Here is an 11,794-nt window from a genome sequence, read left to right on the forward strand (position 1 = left end):
CTCCCTTCTCCACCGCCCCTGACCCGGCCGTTCCCCGTGCCGGCGAAGGCAAGCGCGGCGAAGCCGGCTACCTGGGCTACCTGCTGCGGCAAGCCGGCGCGGCCAACCGGCTGCGCATGGAGCGTGCGCTGGCAGACCTGTGCGTCACCTCCCCGCAATTCGTGGTACTGACCATGCTGGGAGCATATCCCGGCCTGTCCAATGCGGATCTTGCGCGGCTCGCGCTGCTGACGCCACAGACCGTGAGCGTCATCGTGGCCAACCTGGAAAAAGCGGGTTCAATCCGGCGCCAGCCCCACCCGGTACACGGCCGGATCCAGAACATCGTGCTGACACCGGCAGGCGCCACGCTACTGGCGGCATGCCGTGAGCGTGCGCGGGAAAACGAGCAGGGATTGCGCGCGGGACTCAGCGAACAGGAAGAGCAGGTGGTCCGGCGCTGGCTGGCCGGACTGGCGAGAGGGAATGACGCGGAGCCGGCCGCATAACCGGCCGCATTATCGGCCGCATACGCGCGGCGCCGCGGCCATCATCGCTTGACTGGCGCTCAGTCGGCGACCTGGTCCGATGCCCGCCGGGGGAGTTGCGCGGCCGGGACGGCCATGGCATCTCCGGCGCCGGCCGTCGCCAGGGCATCCTCGCACGGGGTGCCCATGCTGGTGTCGGGTGCCTGGGCAGCATACTCCGGCTCGGTCCCGGGGACCGGCTCGACTGGCAGGATATGGCTGGCGCGCCAGTTGCCGAAGCGGTAGTAAGCCACCGCCAGCGTCACCGACACCACCGAGCCCACCGGGAAGCTCCACCAGATCGCATCGGCACCGATGCTGCGCGAGAGCATCGAGGCAAACGGCAGGCGCACCAGCCACATCGAGACAAAAAGGATCACCAGCGGCGCCATCACCGCGCCGGTGGCGCGCACCGTGCCGAACAGCACGATGGTGAAGCCGAACAGGATGAATGACCAGAGCACGATGGCATTGATCTGCTGGGCAATACCGATGGCGATGCCGTCGGCGGGCAGGAACAGGCCCAGCGAATGGCGATTGAACAGGTAGATCAGGCCGACCAGCGCGCCCGTCATCAGCAGGTTGAACAGCAGTCCTGCCCGCGTAATGCGCGCCACGCGATCCCACAGGCCGGCCCCCACGTTCTGCGCCACCATCGACGATACGCTGGCGCCCACTGCCAGCGCCGGCATCTGCACATAGGTCCAGAGTTGCGAAGCCACGCCGTAGGCAGCCGTGGTCTGCGAACCATGGCGATTCACCAGCGACATCATGACGATGGCTGACGACGAGATCACCACCATCTGCAGGCCCATCGGCAAGCCCTTGGCGACCAGGGCGCGCAAGATGCCAAGGTCGGGCCACAGATAGGCGCGCTGGTGGCGGCGCAGCGCCAGGAAGTGGCGGCGGCGGTAGAGCAGGGCCAGCATCGCGGCAAGGCTCGTCAGTTGCGCGATCAGCGTGGACAGCGCCGAGCCGGCAATGCCGAGCTTCGGGAACGGGCCGATGCCGAAGATCAGCAACGGGTTGAGCACCACGTCCAGCCCCACCGACAACAGCATGAAATAGAACGGCGTGCGCGAATCCCCCGCGCCGCGCAACGTCATCATCACGAAGTTGTAGAAATACATGAAAGGCAGCGCCAGGAAGATGATGCGCAGGTAGCTGATGGCGAGCGGCCTGGCATCGGCCGGCGTATCCATTGCGGCAAGGATGTCCGGTGTGAACGCATAGCCCAGTGCCGCTGCCAGCACGGACAGCAGGACAAAGAACGTGGTGCTGGTCCCCACCACGCGGCGTGCCTCGGCCAGGTCGCGCGCGCCCACCGCCTGCCCGATCATGATGGTATTGGCCATGCTGATGCCGAACACCACGCCGAGCAGGAAGAACAGGATGATGTTGGCATTGGAAGTGGCCGTCAGGGCTGCCTCGCCCAGGAAGTGTCCCACCCACACGGAATTCACCGAGGCATTGAGCGACTGCAGGATATTGCTGCCAAGCACCGGCAGCGAAAACAGCAGCAAGGTGCGGCCGATCGGGCCGGTGGTCAACTGGGCTTTGGATTTCGTCGGCATGTTCGAGGATTGTCCCGCTTTCTTGTCGCACCGGAGCTGCATTGGCCCGGAAGCAAAGGAGCGATTGTCCCCTTTGCGCCACTATCTCACACCTCCGGGACAGGCCTTGTCGGGAAGCGTCTGTCAGACAAAAAGCCAATTGTAAGCAGTTGTTCGGCCCGGGGCACGCGCGCCGGAAACGTCGGGTCAAACAGTAGCGAAATGCGCAACACGAGGGGTCCCTGTATTCGCTGGACACGCCGATGCGATGTACCCGCAAAGGCAGCGATGGGGGCCATTCCGATCATCAACCGTGAGGTCCCATATGTCGCCAAACATGCCCATTCGCCTTCTGCAAGCTTCCACTGCCCTGGCCGCCGGCCTGCTATGCGCGGCCTCCTTCGCCCAGGCGCCAGCCGCCCCGGCCGATAGCGGCAACACCGCGGCACCGGCAGGCATGACCCAGGTCGAGCCGCCCAAGGACCCGCTGGTGCAGCACCGCGAGGCCAACAAGCAGGCCTCGGACGAATACAAGGCCAAGAAGAAGGCTGCCAGCAGCACGTATAAGCAGGACGTCAAGGCCGCCAGGCAGGAGAAGAACACGGAGAAGAAGGCCAACAATGCAGCCTTGAAACAGGAGATGCCGGCAGACGGGCAAAAGCAATCGCAATCGCAGTAGCGGTAGCCATTGCGATTGCCCGGAACAGGCTGCCATGCCCGGCCCCCGGGCGCCCGCACTCCGCGGATGCCCGGGGCATCGCTGCGCCGGTTGGGCGCGCATGAGCGGCGCCACGCTGCGGACGCCGCGGAAGGTGCTACTCAGGCTGCTTGGGATAGGTCTTGGTCTTGCTGCCGAAATGGCGGAAGAGCGGACCGGCTGGCTCGGTGTCAGCGCCTGGAAGCCTCCCGATACGCCGCGATGCGCGCCCTGAGTCCCGGTCGGGCCGCGGAACGCACCAGTTCGCTGAGCTGCGCCGCGCCCGCCGCGACTACCGCTGCCTGGCCGCCCAGCGTGGCCGCCTGGATGGCGGCCTGCGTGGGCGCATCGAGCCGGCGGGCGCGTTCGGCCAGCCCGGCGAGCGCGGCGGCGCGCTCCTCCGCCGGGATCATCCTGCTTGCCAGGCCCGCGGCAAGCGCGTCGTCGGCCCGCACCGCGCGTCCGGCGGCAATCCACTCGCGCGCCCGCGCCGTACCCACCAGCCGCGCCAGCCGCGCACTGCCCAGCACCAGCCCGAAGGCCGCGCCCGGAAACGCGAAGCTGCTGCCCTGCGCGATCCAGCGCTGCTCGCAGGCGGCCACCAGGTCGGCACCGGCTCCCATGGCCCGTCCCTGCACCAGCGCCACCGTGGCGAACGGCGCGTCGTGCACGCTTTGCAGCAGCAGTTCCACACGTACGAAACGCGCCAGCAGCGAATCGTCGCTCTCGCTGTCGAGATCGCCCAGATCGAAGCCGGTGCAAAAGTGCTCGCCCGCGCCTTCGATGGCAAGCAGGCGCGTGCCGTCGAGATAGCAGGCATCCACCGCCGCCGCCAGCGCCGTCACCAGTTCGGCCGAGAGCGCATTGCCGCGCCCGGGCCGGTTCAGCGTCAGCCGGGTGACGTCGCCCTGCCTGTCGGCCAGCAGGATGCCTTGCGCCGCGGTCACGGTCACCGTGCCCCCCTCACGCAGCGGCCGGCGCCCAGAGATTGGGCACCAGCGCGTTGGAATAACCGGAAACGAAAGGCTTGGTGGCGCCGCTGGCGGCATCGTAGACATGGCGCTGGATGCGGCCGATATTGCCGCCATAGAGGTGCACGCTGACCGAAACACGGTCGTCGTATGCATTGCGCACACGATGCACGTCCCCCAGCGTGGGCGACACCGCGGCCACGTCGCCGGCGGACAGCAGAACCTCGTCGCCGTCGGCCTCCAGTCGCCCGGCTTCGACGCGATAGCGCTGGTCCACCTCGGCGCCGCGCAGCACGCCGATCAGGCCCCACACGGTGTGGTCATGCACGGGCGTCTGCTGGCCCGGCCCCCACACGAAGCTCACCAGCGAGAAACGATCGAGCGGGTCGCCGTAGAGCAGGTGCTGCTGGTAATAGACGGGATGCGGCTGCGCCATCGCTTCGGGCAGCCAGTCGTCGTGCGCCACCAGTTCGCGCAGCGGGCCGGTAGCGCCGGCCAGCAGTGCGGCCTCGTTCGCGCCAGCCTGTCCCGCCCCGTCCACCAGCCGGCTGATGGTGGCCACGAACTCGCGCAGCCGTTCGATCTTGTTGCTCATGATGCATCCTTGGAAGAATCGTTGGCCGCGTCCGCCGCTGCGGCCAATGCATAGCGCGCACGGACCGACTCGTTGTGCTCGCCCAGTGCCGGCGGATCGCGGCGGATCGGCAGGCCCTGGCCGTCCAGCCGCAGCGGCGAAGCAAAGGTGCGGGTGCGATGGCCACCCGGCAAGGTCAGTGGCCTGACCCACTCCATATGCCCGACCTGCGGGTCATCCAGCGCGGCTGCGTAGTCGTTGATGCACGCGTGCGGCACGCCGGCCGCGTTGAAGGCCGCGATCCAGTGATCCACGCCGGCGCCGGCGAAGCGCTCCTCCAGCAGTAGCTTGAGCGCGGCCTGGTTGGCGGCACGGTCGCGCGTGGTGGCAAAGCGGGCATCCGCCGCCAGCGCGGGCAGGTCCACCACGCGCACCACCTCCAGCCACAGCTTCTGGTTACCCGCCGCAATGGCGAAGTAACCGTCGGCGGCGCGAAAGGCCTGGTAGGGCGCGTTGCGCGGATGCGCGGAGCCCAGCTTGACCGGGCTCCTGCCGGTGCCGAAGTATTCGCTGGTCTGCAGGGCGGCGATGCCAAGCGTGCAGCCATACATCGGCACATCGATATGGGCCCCGCTGCCGCCGGCGCGCACACGCGCCAGCGCGCTGGCAATGGCGAACGCCGCATACAGCCCCGAAGCAAAATCGGCCAGCGGCACGCCACACTTGACCGGCGCGCCATCCGGCTCGCCGGTCACGCTCATCACGCCGGCGGCGGCCTGGATGGTCAGGTCGAAGCCGCCTTCTCCGGCGCGCGGTCCGCTCTGGCCATAAGCCGACACCGAGCAGTACAGCAATTGCGGTTTTTGCTCCCGGAAGCTGGTGTAGCCCAGGCCAAGCCGGTCCATCACGCCTGGGCGGTTGTTCTCCACCACCACATCGGCATCCAGGATCAGTTGCCGGGCCAGCGCGAGATCGCCGGCATCCTTGAGGTTGAGCGCCACGGATTGCTTGTTGCGGTTGAGCGAGGCGAAGTTCTCCGAGAACCCGCCCGACAGCGGCGGCCACTGGCGCAGGGTATCGCCGTCGGGCGGCTCCACCTTGATCACCTCGGCGCCCATGTCGGCCAGCAGCATGCCGCAGAAAGGCCCGGCAGCCACGGTACAGAACTCCACCACCCTGACCCCGTGCAGGGGCAGGTCCTTCTCGCTGACATCTTGCATGGAATGCCCTGTGGAACGTTGGCGGCCCGGCGGGCTCCCGCTACGCGTGGAAAACCTGGATCGCCCTGGGACCGCGATTTGAGGCATTATATTCACGTTCCAAAATAGGCTACAATCGTTCCACATTTGAGAACTAGTGGCTTGCGCGCCGCATGTGCCGCACTCCATCATGAACAACACCCTGATCAAAGGGCTTGGCGTCATCGAGTTGCTGGCCCACAGCGACCGGCCCCTGGGCCTGACCGAGATCGCCACCCACCTCGGCCTGGCCAAGAGCAACGTACACCGCCTGCTGCAGGCGCTGACCGATCTCAACTACGTGATCCGCGACGCCTCCGGCAGCGGCTATAGCGCGTCCATCAAGCTATGGGAGCTGGGCTCGGCGGTACTCTCGCGGCTGGACCTGCGCCGCCACGCCGAGGCCTGGATGGACAAGCTGATGCATGCCAGCGGCGAGAGCGTGCACCTGTCCGTGCTGGACCGCGGCGAGGTCGTCTACGTGCACAAGATCGACAGCCCCAACCCGGTGCGTGCCTACACCCAGATCGGCGGGCGCGCGCTGGCCCATTGCGTGGCCACCGGCAAGGCCATGCTGGCCTTCCAGCCGGACGCGGCGCTGCAACGCATGTCGGCCTCCCTGGTGCCATCCACGCCCAACAGCATCGTCACGCCCGAAGGCTTCCTGCAGGAAATGGAAAAGGTGCGCAAGCAAGGCTATGCGATCAACCGCGGCGAATGGCGCGAAACGGTCTACGGCATCGCCGCGCCGATCAGCGACGGCAACGGGCATGTGATTGCCGCCGTGGGGCTGTCGGGGCCGGCGGAGCGGTTCAAGCCGCAGAAGATCAAGCCCTTCGCGCAACTGGTGCTGAATGCCGCCACGGATATCTCCGACAGCCTCGGCGGCGGTGCGCGGCACAATGCGCTGGCGCTTGCCACGCGCAGCATGGTGGCGGTGCGGCGCTAGTCTTCCGCTCGCGTGGTGACGGCGAAGAGAAGACGCCGGACGCCCGTGCTTGAACTGATGACCTGGCGCGCGCCGGGACAGCGCACAGCCGCCGGTCTCACATCGGCACGCGACCCGGGTCGAATACAAGGTAGTCATCCGGCTGGAAACGACGTGCCCTGGCCCAGTACTGCGTGCTGAAGCCGGGCCACAGGGTGGTGACTTTGCCGCTACGCTTGTCCTGGTACCAGCTCTTACAGCCGGTTACCCATACCGACTTGCGGAGCCGGCGCTGCAGTGCCTGGTTGTATTGCGCTTGAACCTCGCGCTTCACCTCCACCACAGCAGCGCCTTTCCGGCGTGCGTGCTTCAGGGCGCCCACGATGTGGGCCACGTTTGCCTCTATGATGAAGACCATGGAGTTGTGTCCCAACCCGGTGTTCGGTCCGGTGAGCAGGAAGAGATTGGGAAAGCCGCTGACGCTGGCCCCGACATAAGCCTCGGCGCCGTCGCGCCAGGCCTCGTTCAGTTCCAGCGCCATGCGGCCGCGCAGGCTCAGCTTGCTGAGCGCTTCTGTCGCCTGGAAGCCGGTACCGAAAATGATGGCGTCAACGCGATGCATCCTGCCGTCCACCGATCGTACGCCCTCCGGGGTTACGTGATCGATTCCCGCCGTAACCAGCTCCGTATTGGAACGCTGCAAAGCCGGATACCAGTCATCCGAGATCAGGATCCGCTTGCATCCCATCACATAGTCAGGGGTAAGCCAGGCGCGAAGGACAGGGTCCTGGACTTGCGCGTGCAGGTGTTTGAGCGCGACTTTCGCCCCCCATTCCATGTACTTCGGATCGACCACGGTGCCTAGTGCCGACAGTTCGTTCAGCCAGTGGATGCGCCAGCGGTTCAGCCGCATGATGCCGGGCACCCATTGGTTAACGGATTTGCGCAACGCGGTGAAAGGCCGGTCGCCGCGCGGCACGATCCACGGTGGGGTCCGCTGGAATACGCTGAGACTTGCCACGCGCGGCGCAATCTCGGGCACGAACTGGATAGCGCTGGCGCCCGTGCCGATGACAGCCACGCGCTTGCCCCGCAAGTCGAAGGCGTGATTCCAGCGCGCCGAGTGAAAGCATTCTCCGCGGAACTCCTCAATGCCGGGCAACGCGGGCTTGACCGGCTCGCTCAGCCCGCCGGTGCCGAGGATCAGATAGCGTGAGCGCAGGCTGCCCTTGTCCGTGTCGGTCCGCCAGGTCTGGGTGCTGGCATCGAACGCTGCGCCTTTCACCAGCGTGTTGAAGCGAATCCGGTCTTCCAGACCATACTTCCTTGCGGCGTTGCGCAGGTAGGAGTAGATCTCGCCTTGCCCCGGATAGGTACGGGACCAGTCCGGATTGAGTTCGAAGGAGAATGAGTACAGGTGCGATGGGATGTCGCAGGCGGCGCCAGGATAGTGGTTGTCGCGCCAGGTGCCGCCTACCGTCGCTGCGCGCTCCAGCAGCAGTACCGAATCGAATCCAGCCTCCCGCAGCTTGATGGCCATGCATTGGCCTGCGAAGCCGGTGCCGACGATGATCACCTCGGCATCGAGTTGCACGCCTGATTCTTCTCTCAACAGATTCACCACGCTTGTTCTCCAATAATGCGGTTCACGTCGGTGTGCTCAGCCGCGCTTCGCCATATCGGCCAGCACTTCCTGCGCCGCGCGCTGGCCGGCCCCGATGGCGCCTTCTATGTAGCAGTACCAGATGGATGAAGTCTCGGTGCCGGCCCAGAAGATCGGCGGCTCGTTCCGGCAGAGCGCGTCGCCGTATCCGGTCCAGGTGCCGGGGGACGCGTAGCCGCCATAGCAGCCGCGGCTCCACGGCTCGCGCGTCCAGTCCAGGTCCAGGTAATCGACTGGATTGCGCGCGGCATCGCCGAACCAGCGGCTCGATTCGGCGATGAACTGGCTGCGCCGGGCCGGACTACCGCGCTCCGACCACTCCACCGCGGCGCGGCCGTCTATGAATCCGCATAGCAGGCCCGCGGATTGATCTGGCGGCGACACATCGAAGATGGGGGAGAACACACGGGTATCGCTAAGTACCAGGCCGTTCAGTCCGGCTTGGCGCCAGAATGGCCTGTCATAGGCCAGATAGCATTTGATGACCGAGCCCATGTGCAACCGCTGCATGAGCCCATCGCGCCGCGCGTCCAGCGGCGGCTGATAGTCGATACGGCCGGCGATGGCTGGCGGCAAGGCCATGATGAGGGCGCGCGCCGAGTAGGATTCGAGTCCGCTCGTTGCGAGCACGGCGCCAGGAGTGCGTGTTATGGCGTGGACAGGGGTGCCGAGCTTGACGGCGCCGGGCGGCAGCGATGCCGCGAGGTGCTGCGCGATCTGGTGCACGCCGCCCTTGAAGAGCCATTTTTGCGCGCCCTCCGTCGCTGTCGTCAATGTGGCGAAGCCACCGCCGGACTTCACATAGAAGAGAAAATGCAGAAAGCTTACCTGGGTCACCTCGGCACACAGCAAGGCCCGACAACTGATCGCCATGTCGCTTTTCACCTCGGGCAGCGCGTCGACGCGGTCCAGCCAGTGGGCGAGTGTCATGCCATCGAACTCGGCGGCGCGGTGCCAGTGCCAATGCTTCCGTGCGGGCATATCGGCAGCCAGCGCTTCAATCGAGACGAGCAACGTGCTGTACTGCAGCTTGGCAGCGTCGGACCGGGCGCTGAAAAAATTCTCTCCCTCGGCACGGGTCACGCGTTGGCCAAGTTCCACGATGTTCTTGCCTGCGAGCGGCTGCGCAAAGCGTTCGACGCCGAACTCGTCGGCCAGCGCGATCAATGCCGTCTGTGTCGGGCCCGCCCACATGCCGCCCAGGTCTACCGTGAGCCCCGCAATAGTGCCTGGCATGGTACGGCCACCGACGCGGTCGCGCGCTTCCAGCACAAGCACGCGCATGCCCTGCTGGTGTAGGTTCCGCGCTGCCGTCAGGCCGGAAAATCCGGCGCCGACAACGATCACATCCGCTTCCTGTACGTTCACATCGCTGCCGGTTCCGAAGGGTTTCACGATGGCTCCATCTGAAGGTTTCTGTAAATGGTGAATCATCATTGTTATGATGCTGATAAGCGGCTCGGCACGAAATCCGGCGAGCCTCGTTCTCATTACGACGGAGCGGTCCGGCGCAAGCCAGGCTGCCGTACAAACAGGTTAAAGCCCATGGTCACGCCTCAAGCACCTCGTTCCCTCAAGCGCAAGGCTGTCGCAGCCGGGCCCGCCAAAACGGTGGCGCCCGCGAACACCAAGGAAGATGCATACGAACGCAAGCGTATCGACGTCCTCGAAGCCACCTGGCGGGCCATCCTGCGCGTCGGGCTCGAGAACGTAACGATCCGTGAGATCGCGGCTGAGATGGGGGCGACGACCGGCGCCGTGGTGCACTACTTCCGCACCAAGGATGAGGTGCTGATCTATGCGCTCGACTACCTGATCTCCGGTCTGGTCGCAGACGTCGAGCGCCGGCTGGAAGGCGTAACCGGGATCGCGCGCCTCGAAACCATCCTCCATGCCGCCCTGCCGCTGGACCTGGAGGGCGAGACCGGCTGGCGCATCTGGCTTGCCTTCCTGAAGGCATCGGTGGGCAGCGAGACGCTGTCCGCCGAGCACAAGCGCCGCTATGCGTTCATGCGGGGCGCGCTGGTCGGGGAACTGGCCGCACTGCAGAAGCAGAAGCTCATCCGCAGCGGGCTGGACCTGACCTTGGAGGCCGACGCGATGGTGGCACTGGCCGATGGTCTGGGCGTGGGGCGCATCATAGACCCAGAGCGCTTTGCGCCGGCTCAGCAGCGCATGCTGGTCAAGCGTCATATCCGGGCATTCCTCGTTCCCACGGCTTAGTGCACCGGCTCTCATTGGTGCTCGCGCCATGCGCCGGACTTCCTCAGGGTTAGAAACAGGCGCATGTCGCGCCACCTGGCCCAGATGTAGAAGCGGCCTATCCCGGTGTCCAGGCGATCAATGGCGTAGCCCAGGGACTTCGGTGCGATCGCGAGCGAGCCGCCGATCTGGCCCTCCAGCCGATCGGGTCGGGAACTGAGGAGGCGCCGGTGCAGCACCAGCAGCCGACCCTCCTCGGTCTGGACCAGGATGCGATGGCCGTAGCCCGCCAAGGTCAGTACAAACTGGATCGCCGTGTCGACAAAGAACCACAATGTCAGTGGCGACACGATCTCGAAGACCGTGCGCGCTACGCTGCGTATGCCATAGGCCTCGAACAGCGCATAGACGATGAGTTCGTTGGCGATTTGGGAGGTCGCGAAGCTGAGCGTGAGCAGCAACCCCGGATGAATCTTGCGAAAGGCCCACACGTATCCGGCAATCGGTCTGCCAAGCAGTTCTGCCAGCTCCGCAAACATCGCTTCGCGTTCGATACTCATGGGCAAGCCCTTGGCTGGGCCGTTCGCGGCGTCCCGGTGGGGCGTGAATGCGGCTGTGTCACGGGCAGGCTCCGGCGCAACGCCACTCGCCTGATGCGTGTCGTCGGCGTTCAGGGTAGCGTTGGGATACCTATCGTCGGGGGGCATGGCGATCCTGTTGTTTATTGCACGGAAGGCGAGACTCAGAATTTGCGGCTGACACCCAGCAGCAAGGTGAGCTTCCCGGGATCACGCGTCTTGCCGCCGCCGACATCCACCAGATATGCCTGCCGGTTGCGCGCGCGGGCGCCGACCGCGGCCGCGCTGAATTCGAAGCCCTTCCACGAATGCCGATACTCGATGCTGAAGCTATTCGTGTCGAAGTCGTGAAAATTCCGCACACGTTGATGGCCTATGCGGACTTCGATGGCGCTGACCTTGGACAAGCGATGCAGATAGCCCAGCTCGAAGTAGCCACTGCCACGGCTGTTCTTCAAGCCGCCCTCATAGCACTCGAGCGAGCTGACAAGATCATCCATGCCCGCGCACACCGTCTTGGAACCGATGCCGTAGAAGTTCTCGGAAACGGTATGGAAGTAGCGCAGCGAGAGACCTCGATAGCTGATGCGGCCAAACAGTTCGGCCGTGTCCGGGCTTACATCGCCAGGGATTGGCCTGACATCGACGACCTCTTCCAGTTCAGGGTCTATCGTCACGTTATAGCCCGAGGCGCCCGGCAACCGGCTGCCTGGGAAGCGGCTGTACAGCCCGCCTGCCTCATAGTGCCAGCCATCCGGGTCGCCCCCGCGGTAACCGGCCACGGCCTGCAGCCTGATGCCTTGCCCCCCAGGGTACTGGTGCTTGCTTACCCCCAGCACCTCGAGTTCCGCAAAAGCCCCCGACGAATGCAGCAACTCCGCCGC

General features: G+C 65.7%; 12 protein-coding genes. 4 read left to right on the top strand and 8 right to left on the bottom strand.

Annotated features, from left to right (window positions below; all coding sequences use genetic code 11):
- Positions 1 to 488: MarR family winged helix-turn-helix transcriptional regulator (locus P3W85_RS19260; RefSeq protein WP_276265969.1), on the top strand; the 488-nt coding region annotated here is incomplete at its 5' end.
- Between the two features lie 59 nt (positions 489 to 547).
- Here the strand turns inward: P3W85_RS19260 and P3W85_RS19265 are convergent.
- Positions 548 to 2,080, bottom strand: a complete 1,533-nt coding sequence (locus P3W85_RS19265; protein ID WP_051078358.1) for an MATE family efflux transporter — start codon at positions 2,078 to 2,080, stop codon at positions 548 to 550.
- A gap of 316 nt (positions 2,081 to 2,396) precedes the next feature.
- Between P3W85_RS19265 and P3W85_RS19270 the strand changes: the two genes are divergently transcribed.
- Positions 2,397 to 2,738, top strand: a complete 342-nt coding sequence (locus tag P3W85_RS19270; RefSeq protein ID WP_276265970.1) for a hypothetical protein — start codon at positions 2,397 to 2,399, stop codon at positions 2,736 to 2,738.
- Positions 2,739 to 2,947: 209 nt separating this feature from the next.
- On the opposite strand, the gene P3W85_RS19275 is transcribed toward P3W85_RS19270, so the two are convergent.
- Genes P3W85_RS19275 through P3W85_RS19285 form a run of 3 tightly spaced genes read right to left on the bottom strand, consistent with a single transcriptional unit; the run spans position 2,948 to position 5,521 of the window.
- Complete coding sequence (locus tag P3W85_RS19275) at positions 2,948 to 3,709, bottom strand: enoyl-CoA hydratase/isomerase family protein (protein WP_276265971.1); 762 nt, start codon at positions 3,707 to 3,709, stop codon at positions 2,948 to 2,950.
- Between the two features lie 10 nt (positions 3,710 to 3,719).
- The gene (locus P3W85_RS19280) at positions 3,720 to 4,322 is read right to left on the bottom strand and encodes a cysteine dioxygenase (RefSeq protein ID WP_276265972.1); all 603 of its coding nucleotides are present in this window, start codon (positions 4,320 to 4,322) and stop codon (positions 3,720 to 3,722) included.
- Positions 4,319 to 5,521, bottom strand: coding sequence for a CaiB/BaiF CoA transferase family protein (locus P3W85_RS19285; protein ID WP_276265973.1), 1,203 nt, complete (start codon positions 5,519 to 5,521; stop codon positions 4,319 to 4,321). Before P3W85_RS19285 ends, P3W85_RS19280 begins: the two co-directional genes overlap by 4 nt.
- Before the next feature lie 169 nt (positions 5,522 to 5,690).
- Between P3W85_RS19285 and P3W85_RS19290 the strand changes: the two genes are divergently transcribed.
- Positions 5,691 to 6,488, top strand: a complete 798-nt coding sequence (locus P3W85_RS19290; protein ID WP_035812479.1) for an IclR family transcriptional regulator — start codon at positions 5,691 to 5,693, stop codon at positions 6,486 to 6,488.
- Positions 6,489 to 6,585: 97 nt separating this feature from the next.
- Here P3W85_RS19290 and P3W85_RS19295 read toward each other — a convergent pair whose 3' ends face one another.
- Together P3W85_RS19295 and P3W85_RS19300 are read right to left on the bottom strand one after the other, a co-directional pair.
- A complete protein-coding gene (locus P3W85_RS19295) occupies positions 6,586 to 8,079 on the bottom strand; it encodes a flavin-containing monooxygenase (protein ID WP_276265974.1) in 1,494 nt (497 codons plus the stop codon).
- A gap of 48 nt (positions 8,080 to 8,127) precedes the next feature.
- Entirely contained in the window at positions 8,128 to 9,567 is a 1,440-nt protein-coding gene (locus P3W85_RS19300) for a flavin monoamine oxidase family protein (RefSeq protein ID WP_276265975.1), read from the bottom strand.
- Between P3W85_RS19300 and P3W85_RS19305 the strand changes: the two genes are divergently transcribed.
- Positions 9,553 to 10,353 (top strand): TetR/AcrR family transcriptional regulator, encoded by an 801-nt coding sequence (locus tag P3W85_RS19305; RefSeq protein ID WP_276265976.1) that lies wholly within the window; start codon positions 9,553 to 9,555, stop codon positions 10,351 to 10,353. The two genes, P3W85_RS19300 and P3W85_RS19305, sit on opposite strands and share 15 nt — an antisense overlap.
- A gap of 11 nt (positions 10,354 to 10,364) precedes the next feature.
- Here the strand turns inward: P3W85_RS19305 and P3W85_RS19310 are convergent, their stop codons facing one another.
- Positions 10,365 to 11,039, bottom strand: coding sequence for a hypothetical protein (locus P3W85_RS19310; protein ID WP_276265977.1), 675 nt, complete (start codon positions 11,037 to 11,039; stop codon positions 10,365 to 10,367).
- Positions 11,040 to 11,074: 35 nt separating this feature from the next.
- On the bottom strand, positions 11,075 to 11,794 hold a 720-nt coding region (locus tag P3W85_RS19315; RefSeq protein ID WP_276265978.1), incomplete at its 5' end, for a hypothetical protein.

It is taken from the genome of Cupriavidus basilensis (assembly GCF_029335485.1).
Taxonomy (GTDB): domain Bacteria; phylum Pseudomonadota; class Gammaproteobacteria; order Burkholderiales; family Burkholderiaceae; genus Cupriavidus; species Cupriavidus basilensis_E.

Bases quoted from the DNA above. Each gene is read 5' to 3' on its own strand.
- P3W85_RS19265 (WP_051078358.1), bottom strand. From the start codon at position 2,080: ATGCCGACGAAATCCAAAGCCCAGTTGACCACCGGCCCGATCGGCCGC.
- P3W85_RS19270 (WP_276265970.1), top strand. From the start codon at position 2,397: ATGCCCATTCGCCTTCTGCAAGCTTCCACTGCCCTGGCCGCCGGCCTG.
- P3W85_RS19280 (WP_276265972.1), bottom strand. From the start codon at position 4,322: ATGAGCAACAAGATCGAACGGCTGCGCGAGTTCGTGGCCACCATCAGC.
- P3W85_RS19285 (WP_276265973.1), bottom strand. From the start codon at position 5,521: ATGCAAGATGTCAGCGAGAAGGACCTGCCCCTGCACGGGGTCAGGGTG.
- P3W85_RS19290 (WP_035812479.1), top strand. From the start codon at position 5,691: ATGAACAACACCCTGATCAAAGGGCTTGGCGTCATCGAGTTGCTGGCC.
- P3W85_RS19305 (WP_276265976.1), top strand. From the start codon at position 9,553: ATGGTGAATCATCATTGTTATGATGCTGATAAGCGGCTCGGCACGAAA.
- P3W85_RS19300 (WP_276265975.1), bottom strand. From the start codon at position 9,567: ATGATGATTCACCATTTACAGAAACCTTCAGATGGAGCCATCGTGAAA.
- P3W85_RS19310 (WP_276265977.1), bottom strand. From the start codon at position 11,039: ATGCCCCCCGACGATAGGTATCCCAACGCTACCCTGAACGCCGACGAC.